This window comes from Pseudomonas fluorescens group sp. PF-1, assembly GCF_054481335.1.
The window spans coordinates 1,307,552-1,327,161 of the sequence record NZ_JBTMNG010000001.1; the positions used below are offsets into that span (position 1 = coordinate 1,307,552).

Annotated in this window: 21 protein-coding genes; 10 read left to right on the forward strand and 11 right to left on the reverse strand. The window is 58.8% G+C overall.

What is annotated here, in order from left to right:
* Positions 1–20 precede the first annotated feature (20 nt).
* Together ACX3YD_RS06235 and ACX3YD_RS06240 are read left to right on the forward strand one after the other, a co-directional pair.
* Positions 21–698 carry a response regulator gene (locus tag ACX3YD_RS06235; RefSeq protein ID WP_047532275.1) on the forward strand — a complete coding sequence of 226 codons (678 nt, stop codon included), beginning with the start codon at positions 21–23 and terminating at the stop codon, positions 696–698.
* Positions 695–2,041 carry an ATP-binding protein gene (locus ACX3YD_RS06240; RefSeq protein WP_458959483.1) on the forward strand — a complete coding sequence of 449 codons (1,347 nt, stop codon included), beginning with the start codon at positions 695–697 and terminating at the stop codon, positions 2,039–2,041. Before ACX3YD_RS06235 ends, ACX3YD_RS06240 begins: the two co-directional genes overlap by 4 nt.
* A 25-nt stretch (positions 2,042–2,066) precedes the next feature.
* On the opposite strand, the gene ACX3YD_RS06245 is transcribed toward ACX3YD_RS06240, so the two are convergent.
* Positions 2,067–3,065 (reverse strand): AraC family transcriptional regulator, encoded by a 999-nt coding sequence (locus ACX3YD_RS06245; protein ID WP_458959484.1) that lies wholly within the window; start codon positions 3,063–3,065, stop codon positions 2,067–2,069.
* 339 nt (positions 3,066–3,404) lie between these two features.
* Between ACX3YD_RS06245 and ACX3YD_RS06250 the strand changes: the two genes are divergently transcribed.
* Both ACX3YD_RS06250 and ACX3YD_RS06255 read left to right on the forward strand, forming a co-directional pair.
* On the forward strand, positions 3,405–4,739 hold the full coding sequence (locus ACX3YD_RS06250; RefSeq protein ID WP_047532270.1) for a dicarboxylate/amino acid:cation symporter: 1,335 nt from the start codon (positions 3,405–3,407) through the stop codon (positions 4,737–4,739).
* A 143-nt stretch (positions 4,740–4,882) separates the two neighbouring features.
* Positions 4,883–6,064, forward strand: coding sequence for a CaiB/BaiF CoA transferase family protein (locus tag ACX3YD_RS06255; protein WP_458959485.1), 1,182 nt, complete (start codon positions 4,883–4,885; stop codon positions 6,062–6,064).
* A gap of 6 nt (positions 6,065–6,070) precedes the next feature.
* On the opposite strand, the gene ACX3YD_RS06260 is transcribed toward ACX3YD_RS06255, so the two are convergent.
* Together ACX3YD_RS06260 and ACX3YD_RS06265 are read right to left on the reverse strand one after the other, a co-directional pair.
* A complete protein-coding gene (locus ACX3YD_RS06260) occupies positions 6,071–6,565 on the reverse strand; it encodes a SprT family zinc-dependent metalloprotease (RefSeq protein WP_458959486.1) in 495 nt (164 codons plus the stop codon).
* A 161-nt stretch (positions 6,566–6,726) separates the two neighbouring features.
* Positions 6,727–7,329 (reverse strand): Yip1 family protein, encoded by a 603-nt coding sequence (locus ACX3YD_RS06265; RefSeq protein ID WP_047532264.1) that lies wholly within the window; start codon positions 7,327–7,329, stop codon positions 6,727–6,729.
* A gap of 314 nt (positions 7,330–7,643) precedes the next feature.
* Between ACX3YD_RS06265 and ttcA the strand changes: the two genes are divergently transcribed.
* Both ttcA and ACX3YD_RS06275 read left to right on the forward strand, forming a co-directional pair.
* The gene (ttcA, locus tag ACX3YD_RS06270) at positions 7,644–8,468 is read left to right on the forward strand and encodes a tRNA 2-thiocytidine(32) synthetase TtcA (RefSeq protein ID WP_103404903.1); all 825 of its coding nucleotides are present in this window, start codon (positions 7,644–7,646) and stop codon (positions 8,466–8,468) included.
* Between the two features lie 132 nt (positions 8,469–8,600).
* Positions 8,601–9,275 carry a DNA-3-methyladenine glycosylase I gene (locus tag ACX3YD_RS06275; RefSeq protein ID WP_047532259.1) on the forward strand — a complete coding sequence of 225 codons (675 nt, stop codon included), beginning with the start codon at positions 8,601–8,603 and terminating at the stop codon, positions 9,273–9,275.
* Between the two features lie 43 nt (positions 9,276–9,318).
* Here ACX3YD_RS06275 and ACX3YD_RS06280 read toward each other — a convergent pair whose 3' ends face one another.
* Genes ACX3YD_RS06280 through arsC form a run of 3 tightly spaced genes read right to left on the reverse strand, consistent with a single transcriptional unit; the run spans position 9,319 to position 10,692 of the window.
* On the reverse strand, positions 9,319–9,744 hold the full coding sequence (locus ACX3YD_RS06280) for a DUF2069 domain-containing protein (protein WP_458959487.1): 426 nt from the start codon (positions 9,742–9,744) through the stop codon (positions 9,319–9,321).
* A gap of 1 nt (position 9,745) precedes the next feature.
* Positions 9,746–10,342, reverse strand: coding sequence for an NAD(P)H:quinone oxidoreductase (wrbA, locus tag ACX3YD_RS06285; RefSeq protein WP_103404905.1), 597 nt, complete (start codon positions 10,340–10,342; stop codon positions 9,746–9,748).
* On the reverse strand, positions 10,339–10,692 hold the full coding sequence (arsC, locus tag ACX3YD_RS06290) for an arsenate reductase (glutaredoxin) (protein WP_103404906.1): 354 nt from the start codon (positions 10,690–10,692) through the stop codon (positions 10,339–10,341). The genes wrbA and arsC overlap by 4 nt, the downstream gene beginning before the upstream one ends.
* A gap of 114 nt (positions 10,693–10,806) precedes the next feature.
* Between arsC and ACX3YD_RS06295 the strand changes: the two genes are divergently transcribed.
* Complete coding sequence (locus tag ACX3YD_RS06295) at positions 10,807–11,274, forward strand: TlpA disulfide reductase family protein (protein ID WP_047532251.1); 468 nt, start codon at positions 10,807–10,809, stop codon at positions 11,272–11,274.
* 88 nt (positions 11,275–11,362) lie between these two features.
* Here ACX3YD_RS06295 and ACX3YD_RS06300 read toward each other — a convergent pair whose 3' ends face one another.
* The 4 genes from ACX3YD_RS06300 to ACX3YD_RS06315 all read right to left on the reverse strand — a co-directional run bounded on the left by ACX3YD_RS06300 (position 11,363) and on the right by ACX3YD_RS06315 (position 16,046).
* Complete coding sequence (locus ACX3YD_RS06300; RefSeq protein ID WP_047532250.1) at positions 11,363–11,767, reverse strand: META domain-containing protein; 405 nt, start codon at positions 11,765–11,767, stop codon at positions 11,363–11,365.
* Positions 11,767–12,201 carry a hypothetical protein gene (locus tag ACX3YD_RS06305; protein WP_090464336.1) on the reverse strand — a complete coding sequence of 145 codons (435 nt, stop codon included), beginning with the start codon at positions 12,199–12,201 and terminating at the stop codon, positions 11,767–11,769. The genes ACX3YD_RS06300 and ACX3YD_RS06305 overlap by 1 nt, the downstream gene beginning before the upstream one ends.
* A gap of 77 nt (positions 12,202–12,278) precedes the next feature.
* A complete protein-coding gene (locus ACX3YD_RS06310) occupies positions 12,279–13,271 on the reverse strand; it encodes a 2-hydroxyacid dehydrogenase (RefSeq protein WP_047532247.1) in 993 nt (330 codons plus the stop codon).
* A gap of 21 nt (positions 13,272–13,292) precedes the next feature.
* On the reverse strand, positions 13,293–16,046 hold the full coding sequence (locus ACX3YD_RS06315) for a response regulator (protein ID WP_103404908.1): 2,754 nt from the start codon (positions 16,044–16,046) through the stop codon (positions 13,293–13,295).
* 215 nt (positions 16,047–16,261) lie between these two features.
* Here ACX3YD_RS06315 and ACX3YD_RS06320 point away from each other — a divergent pair, with 215 nt between their 5' ends.
* The 3 genes from ACX3YD_RS06320 to ACX3YD_RS06330 all read left to right on the forward strand — a co-directional run bounded on the left by ACX3YD_RS06320 (position 16,262) and on the right by ACX3YD_RS06330 (position 19,018).
* Positions 16,262–16,981 carry a response regulator transcription factor gene (locus ACX3YD_RS06320; RefSeq protein WP_103404909.1) on the forward strand — a complete coding sequence of 240 codons (720 nt, stop codon included), beginning with the start codon at positions 16,262–16,264 and terminating at the stop codon, positions 16,979–16,981.
* On the forward strand, positions 16,971–18,329 hold the full coding sequence (locus ACX3YD_RS06325) for a histidine kinase sensor domain-containing protein (RefSeq protein ID WP_458959488.1): 1,359 nt from the start codon (positions 16,971–16,973) through the stop codon (positions 18,327–18,329). The genes ACX3YD_RS06320 and ACX3YD_RS06325 overlap by 11 nt, the downstream gene beginning before the upstream one ends.
* Before the next feature lie 122 nt (positions 18,330–18,451).
* Positions 18,452–19,018 (forward strand): hypothetical protein, encoded by a 567-nt coding sequence (locus tag ACX3YD_RS06330; RefSeq protein ID WP_458959489.1) that lies wholly within the window; start codon positions 18,452–18,454, stop codon positions 19,016–19,018.
* Positions 19,019–19,064: 46 nt separating this feature from the next.
* On the opposite strand, the gene ACX3YD_RS06335 is transcribed toward ACX3YD_RS06330, so the two are convergent.
* Complete coding sequence (locus ACX3YD_RS06335) at positions 19,065–19,445, reverse strand: hypothetical protein (protein WP_458959490.1); 381 nt, start codon at positions 19,443–19,445, stop codon at positions 19,065–19,067.
* Positions 19,446–19,610 lie beyond the last annotated feature (165 nt).

Consider the following 19,610-nt stretch of genomic DNA (forward strand, 5'->3'; position numbering starts at 1 on the left):
GATTTGCCTGGGAGCGTGTTATGAAACTGCTGGTCGTCGAAGATGAGGCGCTACTGCGCCATCACCTGCAAACCCGCCTGACGGATAGCGGACACGTAGTCGAGTCCGTGGCCAATGCCGAAGAGGCTTTGTACCAGACCGAACAGTTCAATCATGACCTGGCGGTGATCGACCTCGGTCTGCCGGGTATGGGCGGGCTCGACCTGATTCGTCAACTGCGCTCGCGGGGCAAGACCTTTCCGATCCTCATCCTCACGGCGCGTGGCAACTGGCAGGACAAGGTCGAAGGCCTCGCTGCCGGTGCTGATGACTATGTGGTCAAGCCGTTCCAGTTCGAAGAGCTCGACGCCCGGCTCAATGCCTTGCTGCGTCGGTCCAGCGGTTTCACCCAGTCGACCATTGTCGCCGGGCCGTTGCTGCTTGATCTGAATCGCAAGCAGGCATCGCTCGACGAGCAGCCACTGGCACTGACGGCATACGAGTACCGCATCCTTGAATACCTGATGCTCCATCACCAGCAAGTGGTGGCCAAGGATCGCCTGATGGAACAGTTGTACCCGGATGACGACGAGCGTGATCCGAACGTGATCGAAGTGCTTGTCGGCCGCCTGCGGCGCAAGCTGGAAGGGCCGGTCGGGTTCAAACCGATCGATACCGTAAGGGGCCTCGGCTACCTGTTCAATGAGCGCTGCAGTTGATTCGTTCTCTACGCGTTCGCTTGATGCTCGCCGCCACCATCCTGGCGGTGTTGTTCATGCTCGCGTTGCTGCCGGCCATGCAGGGGGCGTTCAGCCTGGCTCTGCAGGACTCCATCGAACAGCGTCTGGCATCGGATGTGACGACGCTGATCTCCGCCGCCCGGGTGGAGAACAATCATCTGCAGATGCCGGCGCAATTGCCCGACGAGCGCTTCAACCTCACCGACAGCCGTTTGCTCGGTTATATCTATGACCGTGAAGGTCATCTGGTCTGGCGGTCGAAGGGCACTCAGGAGGAAAACATCAATTACAAGCCGCGCTACGATGGGCGCGGTAACGAGTTCGCAAGAATCAACGAAGCCAATGGCCAGGAGTTCTTCGTCTATGACGTCGAGGTCAAGCTGCTGGGTGGTAAAAGCGCGGCTTTCAGCATTGTCGCGCTGCAGCCGGTGCGCGAATACGAACACACCCTTGAAGGCCTGCGGGAAAACCTCTACCTGGGCTTCGGTGCGGCATTGCTGGTATTGCTGGCCTTGCTGTGGATCGGTCTGACCTGGGGCTTGCAGGCGTTGCGCCGGCTCAGTCAGGAGCTGGATGAGATCGAAGGCGGTACCCGCGAAAGTCTCAGCGAGCAACACCCGCGCGAACTGCTGCGCTTGACTGGTTCCCTGAACCGCTTGCTACACAGCGAGCGTGAGCAGCGCAGCCGTTATCGCGACTCCCTTGATGACCTGGCGCACAGCCTTAAAACCCCTTTGACGGTGTTGCAAGGCGTCAGCGAAGACATGGCGCAACGCCCGGAAAATCGTGAGCAAGCCCGGGTCCTGCAAACCCAGATCGAGCGCATGAGTCAGCAGATCAGCTATCAATTGCAACGCGCCAGCCTGCGCAAAAGCGGTCTTGTGCGCCATCAGGTGCAACTGCAGCCCGTGTTGCAAAGTCTGTGTGACACTTTGGATAAGGTTTATCGCGACAAGCGCGTGCGAGTCGCCATGGACTTGCCGCCGCAGTGTTATGTGCCCATCGAGCAGGGCGCCTTGCTGGAGATGATGGGGAACCTGCTGGAGAACGCTTATCGCTTGTGCCTTGGTGAAGTACGAATCAGTGTTCGCCAGACTTTGAGCGGTATCGAGTTGTGTGTCGAAGACGACGGCCCCGGAGTCCCCACCGACCAGCGCGCGCGAATCCTGCAGCGCGGTGAGCGTCTTGACCGCCAGCACCCGGGGCAGGGCATCGGCCTGGCAGTGGTCAAGGACATCATCGAAAGCTACAGCGCCAAACTGACCCTGGGCGACTCACCCTTGGGCGGAGCGGCGTTCCGGATTCATTTCCCGGCGGTTTGATCCTGGTTTCCTACAGGTTATTCCTTCAATTCTCCTGCGCGCGGTACGCCCCCGGCGTCAGCCCCGTCCACTTCTTGAACGCCCGATGAAACGCCGAGGGCTCGGAAAATCCCAGCTGCTCGGCAATCTGTTGCAACGACAGGTTGGCGCGGCTCAAATGATAAATCGCAATGTCACGTCGCAACTGGTCCTTCAACTCCTGAAAACTGCTGCCTTCTTCGCGCAAATGGCGGCGCAAGGTTTGCGGGCTGATGTGCAGGTGCGCGGCCACGGCTTCCAGATCCGGCCAGCGCGTACTGTCGCGACTGAGCAGCCGCCGCAGCTGACTGCTTAAACTGTCGCCATCGTCAGGGCGCGATAGCAGATCGGCAGGAGAGCGCTCAAGAAAAAGCTTGAGCGTCCGCTCGTCCTGCAACAGCGGCATGTTCAAGTAGCGGCTGTGAAACAGCAGGCTGCTGTGCAGGGTGGAAAACTCAAGCGGACAGGAAAATAGCAAATCGTATTCGGCCCCATGCTCCGGTCGCGGATAGCTGAACGTGGCTTGTTCCAATCGAATGCGCTGGCCGATCAGCCAGCTACCGAAGCGGTGCCAGATCACCAGCAGGCTTTCGGTGAGGAAATGGTCCGGATCCCACAGATGCGCATCGTCCAGGCTCAGGCGGATCATTTCATCTTCACGCGTCAGGGTCAGGCGCGGGGCATCGGGGAATAGGCTATAAAACAATAAGCCACGGTTGAGTGCCTTATCCAGATTTCGGCAGTGGATCACGGCATGACACATCATTGCGAAGCTGCCCGGCTTGCTCTGGCCTTTTCCGAAACCCAGGTACTCGTCGTCCAGTGCCAGCCAAAGTGCCTGGATCAGTCGAGCGAACTGTTCCGGAGCGATACGCGCCCGCGGCTCGTCGAGCAATTCGGGGCTGATCCCCAATTGCTGCAACAGAGCCGAATAGTCATAACCACGCCGTTGCGCGCCACCGAGGGCGGCACGGGCGAAATGACTGGCGATGGTGCGTTCGCGCATGACAGGCAAATCCATTTATTGAGCGACGGATGGTAGCGGCGGCACTTCCCAATGAACAGGGCGGATATCCGCCAAATTGCAGGATGAGATCCGGTCGATGGGCGGAAATCCGCCACTGCAATCTATCCGCCGGATAAACAGAAAATGCTTGCAACCCTTGCTGTCAAAAGGCTTGCAGGGTTTTCGCGGAAGGTGGCATGGGCCTTGCGATACAACGAGCAGATGCCTGCCGTCGCGGGGCTCGAAAAAACAAATCCCTCCAGTGCAGGAGGGTTCGCAATTCAGGTGCCGTGGATAACAGATGGATGTTGTCACCGTGCACTCTTGAGGAACTTTGCAATGACGACTCGTCAGCCACTGTACAAATCCCTGTATTTCCAGGTGATCGTTGCAATTGTCATCGGTATTTTGCTCGGTCACTACTACCCACAGCTCGGTGTGGCCGTTAAGCCGCTGGGTGACGGGTTCATCAAGCTGATCAAAATGATCATCGCCCCTATCATTTTCTGCACCGTCGTCAGCGGTATCGCCGGCATGCAGGACATGAAGTCGGTCGGCAAGACCGGTGGTTACGCACTGCTCTACTTCGAAATCGTTTCGACCATCGCCCTGCTGGTGGGTCTGGTTGTGGTCAACATCGTGCAGCCAGGCGCTGGCATGCACATCGACGTCAGCACGCTGGACGCCTCCAAAGTCGCCACCTATGTTGCGGCCGGTGCCGATCAAAGTGTCGTCGGCTTCCTGCTCAACGTGATCCCGACCACCATCGTCGGCGCGTTCGCCACAGGCGACATCCTGCAAGTGTTGATGTTCTCGGTGATCTTCGGTTTCGCCCTGCATCGCCTGGGTGCCTACGGCAAGCCGATCCTCGACTTCATCGATCGCTTCGCCCACGTGATGTTCAACATCATCAACATGATCATGAAGCTCGCGCCAATTGGGGCCTTTGGTGCCATGGCGTTCACCATCGGTGCCTACGGTGTCGGGTCGCTGGTGCAACTGGGTCAGTTGATGGCCTGCTTCTACATCACTTGCCTGCTGTTCATTCTGATCGTGCTGGGCGCTATCGCTCGCGCTCACGGTTTCAGCGTGCTGAAAGTGATCCGCTACATCCGTGAAGAACTGCTGATCGTGCTGGGTACTTCGTCCTCGGAATCGGTACTGCCGCGCATGCTGATCAAGATGGAGCGTCTGGGGGCGCAGAAATCCGTGGTGGGTCTGGTAATCCCGACCGGTTACTCGTTCAACCTCGACGGCACTGCGATCTACCTGACCATGGCGGCCGTGTTCATTGCCCAGGCCACCGATACTCACATGGATATCACGCACCAGATCACCTTGCTGGTGGTACTGCTGCTGTCCTCCAAGGGCGCTGCGGGCGTGACCGGCAGTGGTTTCATCGTACTGGCCGCCACCCTGTCCGCCGTGGGTCACCTGCCGGTTGCCGGTCTGGCGCTGATCCTCGGTATCGACCGTTTCATGTCCGAAGCCCGTGCGCTGACCAACCTGGTGGGCAACGCCGTTGCCACATTGGTGGTGGCCAAGTGGGTCAAGGAACTGGACACCGACGTGATGCACGCCGAGCTGGCCTCGGGCGGTCGCGGCATTGCCGATGAACCTAAGGACGATGTTCTGGGCCACGTCGAAGGGGCAACCCCGACTAACGCCAAGTAAACCTTGTCATGATGAAAAAACCCGCTTCGGCGGGTTTTTTTTGCCCGCGACCTGAGCACAAGGGTCACCGTCACTGGCACATTAGGTGATTGCCCCTGAGCGTCTGGCTGCCTAGTCTGGGGCATCGTCTAGGGAGAACATTCATGGTTGGTCCACTGGCATCACTCAAGGTTCTGGATTTTTCGACACTACTGCCCGGGCCGTTCGCCTCGTTGCTGCTGGCGGACATGGGCGCCGAGGTCCTGCGCATCGAGTCGCCGACTCGCATGGACCTGCTGCGCGTGTTGCCGCCCCATGACCGGGGCGTTTCCGCCAGTCATGCCTACCTCAATCGCAACAAGCGCAGCCTGGCGATGGACCTCAAGCAACCCGAGGCGCTGGACGTGATCAAACAGCTGTTGCAGGACTACGACATCGTCCTGGAGCAATTTCGCCCAGGCGTCATGGAACGATTGGGCCTGGGCTATGAAGCCTTGAAAGCGATCAATCCGAAGCTGATTTACGTGTCGATCACCGGTTACGGGCAGACCGGCCCCTACAAGGATCGCGCCGGACATGACATCAACTACCTGGCCCTGGCTGGGCTATCAAGCTACACCGGCCGCGCCGACAGTGGGCCGCTGCCCTTGGGCGCCCAGGTGGCGGATGTCGCCGGTGGCTCGCTGCACGGGGTGATCGGCCTGCTGGCGGCGGTGATCGCTCGGCAGCAAACCGGTCTGGGGCAATACCTGGATGTGAGCATGACCGATTGTGCGTTCAGCCTGAACGCCATGGCCGGAGCCGGGTATCTGGCCTGTGGCGTTGAGCCGGGTCGGGAAGACCAGATGCTCAATGGCGGCAGTTTCTACGACTATTACCGCTCGCGGGATGGGCGCTGGTTGTCGGTGGGCAGCCTGGAACCGGACTTCATGAAACGGCTGTGCACGGCCTTGGGGCTGGAGGCACTGGCCAACCTCGGCTTATCGCCGCAACCGGCCCAGCAAAAGCGCCTCAAGGACGCGCTGAAGGTCGAGTTCGAAAAGCATGATTTTGCCGAGTTGTGCGCAATGTTTGCCGGGCTGGATGCCTGTGTCGAACCGGTGTTGAGTCTGAGCGAGGCGGTGCAGCATCCACAAATGCAGGCGCGGGAACTGGTGACCGAGGTGCCACGGGGGGATGGTACGAGCCAGCTGCAGATGGCGTGTCCATTGAAGTTTTCGCAAGGTTTGCCGCAGCCCGGACATGTTGGCGCGACACTGGGGCAGCATACGGATCAGGTGTTGGATGAGTTGGGGTATAGCGTTGAGCGGATTGCTGAATTGCGGCGTGCCAAAGTGGTTCTCTAGCGTCCACTACTCGACCCGCATTTCCCCGCTGAACACCAACGTGCTTCGACACCGCCGACACAAATACCGTCGGCCCTGTCGTACCAGGCTATGGCGCTGCGCCGAAAACGGAAAGTCACTCTCTGCGCACGGGCATTTATAGATGTAACGGGTCACGCTGCGGCGTTTGACGTCATAGGTGTGGCAGCGGTTGGGCGGCAGTTCGTATACGCCACGCATGATCAATTGCCATTCTTCGCCATGGGGCTGGATGCGGTCGCCGAACAGTTGATGGGCAATCAGGTGCGCGACTTCGTGGGCTACCGTCTGCTTGAGGAAATCTTCGGTGTTTTCCCGATACAGTTGCGGGTTGAAGCGCAGCAGATTCTCGTGCAAATGCGCGACACCGGCTTTTTGCCCGCGCAGCTTGAGGCTTACCACGGGGCGTTTGAAAGTTCGTTTGAAAAAGAATTCGGCTTGTTGGAAACAGTCTTCGACGCGGATATTGAGTTGCTCGGGCATGCTTGATGGATCTCCAGAGGTGTCGAGTATGCCGCAACCCTCGAGCCTTGCGAATCGCCGAAGCGCCGAATGGTTGTTGCCGTTGTCTGTACTGGAGGCATTAAAAGGCCGCCTTGCGGCGGCCGGTGTGTCGGCAGATCTAGTTTTTGGAGGGGGTGTTGCTAATTGGTATAGATCGGCCCCACGCCGAGTCCCCAGACGATCACGGTGAACGCCATGATGGCCACCAGCACCACCAGGCCTACGGCAAGTACTGAACTGGAAAACAGAAAGCCTTCGTCGGATGGAATGTTCATGAACGTCGGCAAGCCGACATACAACAGGTAAACGGTGTAGCAGATCGCCGCAGTGCCGACGATCATTCCCAGCCACATGTGCGGGTACAGCGCCGCAAGGCCGCCAATGAACAGCGGGGTTGCGGTGTAGGTGGCAAATGCAACGCAACGTGCCAGGCTTGGATTGGCATCATAGGTGCGGGCCATCCAGTGGATGAACGCGCCCATGACTGCCACGCCGCCCAGCATGGCCAGGTACGACATGATGGTCATCCATAGCGCGCTCTCTTGGGTCAGCATCACCGGCGCTCGATTGCCGATGACCCAGCCGACCTGTGTGGTGCCGATAAACGCCGACACCGCGGGAATCGCCGCCAGAATCAGTGTGTGGGTCAGGTACATGTGGCTGATGCTTTCCTCCTGGTCGCCACGGATTTCTTTCCATTCCTGATCAGGGTGGGTGAAAAGCCCCACTACGTGATGGATCATGCCAGTCACTCCTCTTGTTTTTACCGTCGCCCCCCAGTGGAGCGCTTACGGGCCAAATTGGCCAAGTAAGTTACAGGTCTGGATATGAATGCGACCTTATGTCGCAGTATAGGAAGGAGTTTCCCTTGAGGGAGTAAGGGTATTAGAGCAAATCGCGCTGTAAACGCGCGTCTTAATCGCCGTAGAGTCTGTGCAGGACCGATTTTACGGGGAGGGAGCTGGCTCCCTGGCCACATGAGCCCCGAGGGCCTTCGCCAGCGGAGTGTTTTTGCGTAAAATGCCGGCCTTTCGTCACACCTCACGGATTTCGCGTCATGGGCACTCTTACGGTCAACCAGAACAAACTGCAAAAGCGCCTTCGCCGTCAGGCCGGTGAGGCTGTTGCCGACTTCAACATGATTGAAGACGGTGACAAAGTCATGGTCTGCCTGTCCGGTGGCAAGGACAGCTACACCATGCTCGATGTGCTGATGCACTTGCAGAAGGTGGCGCCGATCAAGTTCGAGATCGTGGCGGTGAACATGGATCAGAAGCAACCGGGCTTCCCTGAGCACGTGCTGCCGGCCTACCTCAAAGAGCTGGGCATCGAGTACCACATTGTCGAGAAAGACACTTACTCGGTGGTCAAGGAGCTGATTCCGGAGGGCAAGACCACCTGCTCGCTGTGCTCGCGCCTGCGTCGCGGCACGCTCTATACCTTCGCCGACGAAATCGGCGCGACCAAAATGGCGCTCGGCCACCATCGTGACGACATTGTCGAGACGTTTTTCCTGAACATGTTCTTCAACGGGTCGCTCAAGGCCATGCCGCCAAAACTGCGCGCCGACGATGGCCGCAACGTGGTGATCCGCCCGCTGGCCTACTGCAACGAAAAAGACATCCAGGCCTATTCGGACCTCAAGCAATTTCCGATCATCCCGTGCAACCTCTGTGGCTCCCAGGAAAACCTGCAGCGTCAGGTGGTCAAGGAAATGCTGCAGGACTGGGAGCGCAAGACCCCGGGTCGTACCGAGAGCATTTTCCGCAGTCTGCAGAACGTGATCCCGTCGCAATTGGCGGACCGCAACCTGTTCGACTTCACTAGCCTGCGTATCGACGAAAGCGCTGCATCCCGCTTCGTCAATGTGGTCAACCTGTAACCACAATTACGGTGGGAGCGAGCTTGCTCGCGATTGCGTCCAGTCAGTCGACAGCATTGCCGGCTGACACATCGCCATCGCGAGCAAGCTCGCTCCCACTTTTGGTTTTTGTTTCATTCCTCAGGAGAGGGCATGCGCGACTACAAGTGGCTGAACGAATACTGCTTGAACCGTTTCGGTTCGGCGGCTGAACTGGAAGCCCATCTGCCCGTTCCCAAGACCCCGGCGCAATTGCGCAAAATCAGCGACGATCGCTACCTCTCGACCATGGCATTGCGTGTATTCCGCGCCGGGCTCAAGCACAGCCTGGTCGACGCCAAGTGGCCGGCCTTCGAAGAGGTCTTCTTCAAGTTCGACCCGGAAAAAGTCGTGCTGATGAGCGCCGAACACCTTGAGCGCTTGATGCAGGACGCGCGGATCATCCGCCACCTGGGCAAGCTCAAGAGCGTGCCGCGCAATGCGCAGTTCGTGCTGGATGTGGCTCATGAAAAGGGCAGTTTCGGCGCGATGATCGCCGATTGGCCGGTGACCGATATCGTCGGGCTCTGGACCTTCCTGAAAAAGCGTGGCCATCAGTTGGGCGGTCTGTCGGCGCCGCGTTTTCTTCGCATGGTTGGCAAAGACACTTTTGTGCCGAGCTATGACGTGGTGGCGGCATTGAATGCGCAGAACATCATTGACAAGGTGCCCAGCAGCCAGCGGGATCTGGCGTTGGTGCAGGGTGTGTTCAACCAGTGGCATGAGGAAAGTGGCGGACGGCCGATGAGTCAGATTTCGATGATGCTGGCCTACACCGTGAATCATTGAGACCGAGTCGACCTATCGCGGGCAAGCCCGCGATGGCTTCATATCAGGCGGCAGAGATTTCGCCTTCGCCCGCCAGCTTGCGGTTCAACTGATACCGCCAGCGCACATACAACAGTGCCGAGCAGAACACGGCCAGGCTCGCGCCCATCTCCAGCAAGCCGAAAATCTGCCGGTTCGGGTCATAGGCAGCCAACGCGCCCTTGATGAAATACAGGTTCACCACAAAGCACATCCATGAATGTCCACGGGCGCTGCCGACGATCATTCCCGGCGCCAGCAACAGCAGCGGCACCAGTTCGATCAGCAGGATCACCCAAGGCCGCGCACCGTGCAGATCGGCGACCGCCAGGTAGTAGACGCAAAGCAGCCCCACCAGCCCGAAAAAGCACAGCAGGCTGATGACGCGCATGGCCCGGACCCGGGGGGCGAGCCACTCGATGGAAGGCAGGATCTTCGGTTTCTTGGCCACTTCAGCGCTCCAGCTTCTGGGCAGTCTTGGCCAGGCGTGAGCCCAACGCGCGGCACAGCGCCACTTCATGGGCATCCAGAGCGCTTTTGCCGTCGGCACCCGCATGGTGGCTCGCGCCATACGGCGTGCCGCCACCCTGGGTTTCCAGCAGCGCCGATTCGCTATACGGCAGGCCGGTAATCAGCATGCCGTGGTGCAGTAGCGGCAGCATCATTGAGAGCAGGGTGGTTTCCTGGCCGCCGTGCAGGCTCGCTGTGGAAGTGAAGACACCAGCCGGTTTGCCGACGAGGGCGCCGGTCAACCACAGGTTGCTGGTGCCGTCGAGAAAGTACTTGAGCGGCGCCGCCATGTTGCCGAAGCGGGTGGGGCTGCCCAGCGCCAGGCCAGCGCAGTTCTTCAAGTCATCGAGGCTGGCGTAGAGCGCGCCTTCGTCCGGAATCTCTGGCGATACGGCTTCGCATTCGGTGGAGATCGCCGGCACGGTGCGCAACCGCGCCTCAAGGCCGGCCTGCTCGACGCCCCGGGCAATCTGCCGGGCCATTTCGTTGGTCGAGCCACTGCGGCTGTAGTACAGCACCAGAATGTAGGGCGCAGTCACGGCAGCAGCTCCAGAATCTGCTCCGGCGGACGGCCGATGACGGCTTTGTCGCCGACTTCGAGAATCGGTCGCTCCATCAGTTTAGGGTGAGCGGCGATGGCGGCGATCAATTGCGCCTCGCTCAGGCTGCTGTCGGCCAGGTTGAGGCTCTTGTACTCGTCCTCGCCAGTGCGCAACAGTTGTCGGGCGCTGATCCCGAGTTTGCCCAGCAGGCTCTGGATTTGTGCGGCGTCCAGTGGCGTTTCGAGGTAGCGCACCACCGACGGCGTCAGGCCACGGGATTCAAGCAGTTCGAGCGCACCGCGGGATTTCGAGCAGCGCGGGTTGTGATAAAGCGTCAGATCGGTCATGAGCGGGTCGCATCTTGCGTAAGGTGGCGGCTATTCTAACTGTGCAGCGCGCATTCCTGAACCGCGAGAGGCGATGGGTCGCAGGCGCATTCAATTTTTGACAAGGAACACGACATGACAAGGCGACTGGCAGCGGCATTGACGATCATCGGGGCGTTGATGCTGGGGGGTTGCGGTAATGACTACGGCATTGACCAGAACGGACAGAAAGTCGCCGCCGATCGTCTGGACGGTAAATGGCTGGTACTCAACTATTGGGCGGAATGGTGCGGCCCGTGCCGCACCGAGATTCCGGAATTGAACCACTTGGCCGACCAACTCAAGGACAAGAAGATCGGTGTGTTCGGGGTCAATTTCGACAATGTACAGGGCGAAGATCTGAAAGGTGCCAGCGAGAAACTCGGGATCAAGTTCACCGTGTTGGCGCAGGATCCAGCCGATTTGTTCGAACTACCACGCAGCGAGGCGTTGCCGGTGACTTACATCATCGATAACAAGGGCAAGGTGCGCGAACAATTGATGGGCGAGCAAACGGCGGCGGGGGTGATGGCGAAGCTGGAGGCGTTGCAGGCTAAAAACTGACTTCAACGATGTGAACGCTTGTGGCGAGGGGCTGTCGGATCGCCGCACCCTCGCCACAGTCATTCACATGAGCGGGACAGGGTGTTGATCAACCTTCTTCAAGCCACCAGCGCAGCGGCTTGCCTTCAGCCGGCCAGAAGCGCATCTGGTCAATCGGCGAAACGTCCCAACGCTGTACATTCTCCAGCGCCTGGAGGAAACGTTTTTCTTGCTCCATCAACGCCGGCGCGCAGAGTTTGCGGGTGCTGCCGACTTTGCCAAAACTGAGCTTGTCGCCTTCGAGCGTGTACGGCGCGAACCAGTGGTTGCAGCCGCCGCTACCGTAGGCCCGACCGTCGTCAGCGAGGGTGATGGTCAGGTGGCTGTAATCCATCAGGGGACGTTCGCCGATCCACTCCAGGATGTAGCTACGATTTTGTTGCAATTGCACCGGCTCGGCGGCGCAGCCAAACAGGCTGGCACCGACCATCGCGGTCAGAGCGAGGCGTTTCATCAAGCGGGCTCCTGGCATTTCGGGCACAGGTGTTTCTCGCCAACGGACTTCCAGCCCAGCTCGGCAATCCGCGCAGTGGCCGCAGGTTTTTCCGCTTTATTGCCCAGTTTGGCGTCGACCGCGAACTCGAAACTCAATTCTTTGGCGCAGCTGTCACAGTTCACTTGCCAGGTGTGGATCGCCAATTCACCGAACACCGGACCACTGGCCACCGCGACCCATTGGCCGGGCGGGTTGATCAGGTGGCGAACCGTTTCGACGGTCAGGCGCATGGACAAGTCCTTGGCGCCTTTGAGGGTCACGATCAGCACGTCGTTGTTACGAATCGAGCCGCCGTTGCCGGTGACTTGATAACGCCCCGGCACCAGGGCGCGGCATTCGGTGAGGGTGTGTTGCGGGTTCATCAGGTTGTAGCGGAAATCGTGTTCGACCATGGGTCCTCCAAATATGCGCGATATGCTAGCACGGGCATACACGCAGCATGGCGCGGGCATATGACCTTCGATCAGGTTCAGTCGCCCTCGACCCGATTTTCGGGGTTGCCTGCCATCCATGCCGCGATGTTCTGCAGGGTGGTCGCGGCAATCGCGCCCAGGGCTTCGCGGGTCAGGAACGCCTGGTGCGCGGTCACGATCACGTTGGGGAACGTCAGCAGTCGCGCCAGCACATCGTCCTGCAATGGCAAGTCGGAACGGTCTTCGAAGAACAGCTGCGCTTCCTCCTCATAGACATCCAGCCCCAGATAACCCAATTGACCATCCTTCAAGGCATCGATCAACGCAGGTGTATCCACCAGGCCACCGCGTCCGGTGTTGATCAGCATCGCGCCCGGCTGCATGTGCGCCAGTGATTCGCGGTTGATCAAATGTTTGCTCTCTTTGTTGAGCGGGCAATGCAAGCTGATGATCTGCGACTCGGCCAGCAGTTGCGGCAAGCTCAGATAACGAGCGCCCAGTGCTTCGACTTCGGGGTTGGGAAAAGGGTCGTAGGCCAACAGCTTGCAACCGAAGCCGTTCATGATTCTGGCGAAGGTCGCGCCGATTTGCCCGGTGCCGACCACGCCGACAGTCTTGCCCACGAGGTCGAAGCCGGTCAGCCCGTGCAGGCTGAAATCGCCTTCGCGGGTGCGGTTGTAGGCGCGGTGCAAGCGGCGGTTGAGCGCCAATATCAGTGCCACCGCATGTTCGGCCACCGCGTGCGGCGAATAGGCCGGGACGCGCACAATCGCCAGCCCCAGGCGTTTCGCCGCCGCCAGGTCGACATGGTTGTAACCGGCCGAGCGCAGGGCGATCAGCCGGGTGCCGCCCGCAGCAAGGCGTTCGAGCACCGGGGCGCCGAGGTCATCATTGATGAAGGCGCAGACCACCTCGTGCTGCTCGGCCAATGCCACCGTATCGAGGCTCAGGCGTGCCGATTGAAAGTGCAGCTCGATATCGGCGGGCAGGTCTGCGGCGAGAAAACTGTCGCGGTCGTAGGTCTGGCTGCTGAAAAGAATCGTGCGCATGTTGTCCTCCTGGAAAGTGCATCAGGCGTTGATACGCGCCTGGACGGCCAGGCGATTGATTGCCCGGTCGAGTTCTTCGAGAGCGCCAAAGGCCCTCGGGTCCTGTTGCTTGAGCAGGGTTTCGCTGCGCTGGCAGGCGGCGCGCAGTTGTGGAACGCCGCAATAGCGGGTGGCGCCATGCAGACGATGGACCCGTTCGATCAGGGCATTGTGGTCGTGGCTTTCCTGAGCCTGACGGATCGCTTCACGGTCAGCTTCCAGCGAGGCCAACAGCATCGCCAGCATGTCCGCCGCCAGGTCGGCCTTGCCCGCCGCCAGGCGCAAACCCTCATCGTGATCGAGCACCTGCAACTCAAAGGCACTGCCGTGGCTGTCGCCCAAGCGCTCCGGATGCTGGTTGCGCAGCGCCAGGCCACTCCATTTCAGCACCACTTGCGCCAGTTGCCGCTCGCTGATCGGTTTGGTCAGGTAGTCGTCCATGCCGCTTTGCAGCAACGCCCGTTTTTCGTTGGCCATGGCATGGGCGGTGAGGGCGATGATGGGCAATGGCGTGCAATGACGATCGCTCTCCCACTGACGGATCGCTTCGGTGCTCTGGCGCCCATCCATGCCGGGCATCTGCACGTCCATCAGCACCAGATCGAACGTCTCGCTCTGCACCGCCTTGATCGCGGCATAACCACTTTCCACCGCGAGCACCTTGGCGCCCATGTCTTCGAGCAGGGTTTGCACCAGCAGCAGATTGGCCGGGTTGTCGTCGACGCACAGCACCTTTGGCGCGCGGCTGGAAACCGGTTCTTCGGGTTCGCTGCGCAGTTGGCGCGGGTTGATCAGATCGGATAGCGCACGACGCAGTTTACGGGTGCAGGCCGGTTTGGCCTGCAGTTGACTGTGAGGGTTGGGTACCGAGAGATGGAACAGCGTCTGCTCAGTGGTCGGGCACAGCACCAGCACTTTGCAGCCCAGGTGCTCGAGGTCCCAGATGTACTGGTTCAGGCGTTCCGGCGGCATGTCATTGCTGGTGACACCCAATACCGCCAGATCGATCGCCTGTTCGGTCTGGTGGGCGCCGGTCACGCCGTTGGTCAGGCTTTCCAGGGTGTTGAACGGTGTGACGTCGAGTCCACAGTCTTCCAATTGGTGCTGCAACGCCTGGCGGGCCAGTTCGTGGTTTTCCAGTACCGCCACGCGTCGTCCCATCAGTGGTGGGCCGGGCAGGTCTTCGGCATCGTCGCGGGTCTTGGGCAAGCTGAGGCTGATCCAGAATTCCGACCCCTCTCCCGGCGTGCTGTCGACGCCGATCTCTCCGCCCATCTGTTCGATCAGGCGCTTGGAAATCACCAGCCCCAGACCGGTGCCACCCGGTTGCCGCGCCAGCGAATTGTCGGCCTGACTGAAGGCCTGGAACAGCGCGCGCACGTCCTGGTTAGACAGACCGATGCCGGTGTCCTGAATACTGATGCGCAGTTGCACACTGTCTTCGTGTTCGTCTTCGAGCATGGCCCGGGCGACGATGGTGCCTTCGCGGGTGAACTTGATCGCGTTGCTCACGAGGTTGGTGAGGATCTGCTTGAGCCGCAGCGGATCGCCCACCAGCGACAGCGGTGTGTCGCGGTAGACCAGGCTCACCAGTTCCAACTGCTTGGCGTGGGCGGCGGGGGCGAGGATGGTCAGGGTGTCCTGCAGCAGGTCGCGCAGGTTGAACGGAATATGGTCGAGCACCAGTTTGCCGGCCTCGATTTTCGAGAAGTCGAGAATCTCGTTGATGATCCCCAGCAGGTTGTCGGCTGATTTTTCGATGGTACCCAGGTAGTCGAGCTGGCGCGGGGTCAGTTCGCTTTTTTGCAGCAGATGAGTGAAACCGAGAATGCCGTTGAGCGGCGTACGAATTTCATGGCTCATGTTGGCCAGGAACTCGGATTTGATCCGGCTCGCCTCTAGCGCTTCCTTGCGCGCCAGATCGAGTTCGATGTTCTGGATTTCGATGGTTTCGAGGTTCTGACGCACGTCTTCAGTGGCCTGATCGATGCTGTGCTGCAATTCTTCCTGGGCATTTTGCAGGGTGCCAGCCATGCGGTTGATCCCTGACGCCAGCTCGTCCAGCTCCTGGCTGCCGAGGGGGGGCAGACGGGTTTCCAGATGCCCATCCTTGAGCTGAGCCACGGCTTGCTTGATCTGAGTCAGCGGTCGATTGATGGTGCGGCCCATGCGCAATGCCAGCAGCGCCGCGCCACTCAGGCCGGCCGCAATCATCAACAGGCTGGCAAACAAGCTGCGATAACCGCGCAGCAACATACCGTTGTGGGACAGTTCGAGTTCGACCCAGCCCAGCAGGCGGTCGGCTTCATCGGGAATCAGGTCGCCGGCCAGGTTACGGTGCTTGCCGAATACCGGAAGCAGGTAACGCGTTGCGTCGCTGCCACTGCGGCGCAGCATTTGCGAGCCATCACCCAGCGGTGCCGGGTTGAGCATGGTCGGGCCCGCGTGGGCCAATGGCGTGCGGTCCGGCGCGAGGAAGGTCACCGCACGCACATCCGGTTGTTCCAGGGACTGCGTGGCGATGCGCTCAAGCAACTCACTGTTCTTGTGCCCCATGGCCGGAGCCACCAGCGGTGCCAGTTGCTCGGCGATCATTTCGCCGCGCTGCATGAGTTGGGTTTGCAGGTCGGATTGCTGCATCCAGGTAAAATAACCGCCCAGAACCAAGGCCATCAGGCTGGTCGGCAACAGGGTCAGCAACAGCACGCGGCCTTTAATTCCCAGTTTCTTGAGCACGCATCTCTCCTGCATCCCGCTATTTATAGAGCTGCACGTGCATCCGGCACGTACCACTTGCGCAGTGTAGCGATTTGCAGGCGGGCAATCTTTGTAAAATTGATGTCGTCATTCGTCGGTCAGCCCGACACTTTTGCGTTGAGGACATGGCCTCGGGTTGCCGTCGTCGGCGCAATCTTGAATAATTGCCAACTGAGAATTATTTGCAGATACTCATGACGCCCATTGCAGCTGGCTCCCCCCGCATCCTTTCCATTGAAGACGACCTCGTCCTTGGTGCTTATGTTCATGAGCATCTGGGCCGTAGCGGCTTTCAGGTGACCTGGTGCCAGAACGGCCAGGAAGGCCTGAACGCGGCCCGCGAGCAAGCGTTCGATGTGGTGCTGATGGATATTTTGCTGCCGGGGCTGGATGGATTGTCGGTGCTGACGCAACTGCGCCGGAGCCATTCCACTCCAGTGTTGTTGATGTCCGCGCTCGGCGCCGAGGCGGATCGGATCAGCGGCTTTCGTTTGGGTGCCGATGATTACTTGCCCAAACCCTTCAGCATGGTCGAGTTGCGGGTGCGAATCGAGGCGATCCTGCGCCGGGTCGCACTCGACCGGCGGCCGATGCCGGAAGCGATTGCTCCTGCGGTGGACAGTCTGCGTTTCGATGATGAGCGCTTCGACGTCATTTATGGCGGGCAGGCTGCCGGCCTGACCCGTAGCGAATATCGGCTGCTGGAAACCCTGAATCGCAATGGCGACGAAGTGTTGAGCAAGGCCTTCCTTTATCAGCATGTGCTGCAACGCGGCTACGCAGCCCATGATCGTAGTCTGGACATGCACATCAGCCAGATTCGCCGCAAGCTCAAGGCCATCGATTACAGCGAGCGGGAAGTGCGCACGGTCTGGGGCAAGGGTTACACCTTGAGTCTCAGTGATGACCTATAACTTGCCGGGCCGGCATTCGCTGTTCTGGAAACTGGCTTGCCTGTTAGTGGCGTTCTGTTTGCTGATGATCTGGTTGAGTTGGTCCTGGGGGCGCTATATGGAAGAGCAAAACCAGTATCTGTCAGATGAGGCACGCAGCACCTTGAACCGCTATGCCTCCGAAGCCGAGCAGGCGTGGCAGCAGGGGCGGCAGGCGGGCGTCGATGGCTGGTTGAAAAATATGCAACTGCAGGAGTCGGGCTGGGTTGGCGTCATCGATGGAGATTTGCAGTCGCTGAGCAGCCAGCCTCTGACCGACGAGGAAGTCCAGCACCTGACCTTTCTGCGTCGTGTCGATTGGCCCATTCACCGCAAGGGCCTGCCGTGGCTGCGTCTGCCGTTTCCCGGCGATCCGTACGCCGGCAGCCTGGTCATCGAGTTGCCCCAGCGGTTCATGCCGGGGCGCTACAAAGTCTTCTGGCGTGTGATCACCAATGGGGTGATTCCGGGGCTGTTCACATTACTGCTGTGTGTCGGCCTTTACCGCCTGCTGGTGGTGCCGCTCAATCACCTGCGTGAACAGGCCAATGCCTGGCGTGCGGACCAATTAAATGTGCGGCTGTCGAGCAGCACCACCAATCGTGCGGATGAATTGGGCGAGCTGGGCAGGGCGTTCGATCACATGTCCGAGCGCCTGCAAAGCACGGTGGCCTTGCAACAGCAATTGCTGCGCGATCTGTCCCATGAATTGCGCACGCCGCTGAGCCGCCTGCGCGTGGCCAGTGAAAGCGAACACAGTCTGACGCAACTGCGCGAACGCATAGGACGCGAAGTCGACGGTATGCAGCGCCTGGTCGAAGACACATTGCAATTGGCCTGGTTCGACACCGAACGCACCCGACTGCCCGATGAAGCGATCCAGGTTCAGGCGCTGTGGGAAATGCTCGCGGAAAACGCCTGCTATGAAAGTGGCTGGCCGGCGCATCAACTGCAGTGCACGGTGGATGCGTCCTGTTGGGTTCGCGGACATCTCAATACTTTGGCTCAAGCGCTGGAAAATACGCTGCGTAATTCGATTCGCCATTCACCTTCCAGTGGCATTGTCCGGCTTGCCGGGCAGCGTGACGGTGATTATTGGCATCTGTGGCTGGAGGATCAGGGTAGCGGCGTGGCGGAAGCCGATCTGGAGCGGATCTTCCTGCCATTTACCCGCCTCGACGGCTCGCGGCCAGGGGATGGAGGTTTTGGGTTGGGATTGAGTATTGCGAGGAATGCGGTGCAACGTCAGGGAGGGAAACTTTGGGCGCAGAACACCAAGCACGGGTTGCGAATTAATATGCGGTTATTGGCTGATAAAACGCCAGTTTAATATGGCAAAAGCCGGATTTGGGTTGTGCTCATACAACTGACTCGGAGATATCCTACATCGAGAGAAGTACTTGGTGTATGAAAGTTCTGAAATGAGAAAAGCAACCTCAAGGCTTTAATGTGATGGGCGATACCTACCTTGCAGATCAATATCAAGGAGGACCGCTAATGGATGTCATAATAAGAACACCCGCCCTATCAATGCAGGCTGATGCCTATGTCATCAAGAATCCTTACGAAACAAAAAATGCTCATGCAATAACCAAAGCCGCTGATGCTGCTGATGTATTGAATTTGACAAGCGAGTCTGAAATAGAGGCGTTGAAAGAATTGATAAAGGGATGCGATTTTACGTCGATAAGTACCAACCAGCTCGCAAGGATTGGATCAAGGCTCAGTGAGCTTGATTTGATAGATGAACACGTGGTTTGCGCTTTTATATCGGGGAATAGGGCATTTGATAAAAATGGTCATCAAACTGAGAAGGACGTCAAGTATAATGCGATTGCCATGTTTAATCAGATGCTGGGTGATAACAAGGCGTACGCCCGCGAATGGCCTATGTATGCTCATCAGGAGTCATTCAAGATCGTGACGAGAAAGCTGCTGGGTGCCAATCAGGTGATCAACGCGCTCTCCTATTTTGCGAACTCATCTGGAAATGATCTGTTCATCAGCGTTCAGGCTTGAGTAAATCGGTACCCGGCAGTATTGACGGGTACCGGCAAGCTATTGCTCATCGAGCATAACGTGTGGTTCCAGAATATTGTCTATCCACGTTAAGTTTGTTTGAGTGACGAATTCTGTAGGTTCCCAGCGGACCCAGTACCGAAGCGGTATTGCCACTACCGCCGGCGACTTCGGTCCAGGTTGTTCCCGTTAGTCTGTCAATGTATAGCTTAGGGGGAGAACCGGCGCCTACAGCAGTAATTGTGGAGGAAATGTTTGCTTGTTGACATCCATTTGTAGCGTTAATAGTAAAGGGACCCTGAGCAATAACATCTGTGTTGGCGGGTACGGAACCGTTGTAGGTATTAAGAATGCTAATACATGCTGCTGAGGCTTGAGTGCTCGCCAGAATCAGGCTGGCGAGGGAAAGCGAAAAAAGTGTTTTCATCTAAGTGCTCATTTGAAGTAGTTGCCAATGTGATGGGTGTCGCGAAACCGTATGAAGTGCATATTTCGCGTTACAAAAGACTATCCATGAAAAGCATTGCCAACTAGTTCATGCATGTCGTCATGAGTTGCAGGAAATTTCTGATGGAGTGAGTTTTTCGGTGAT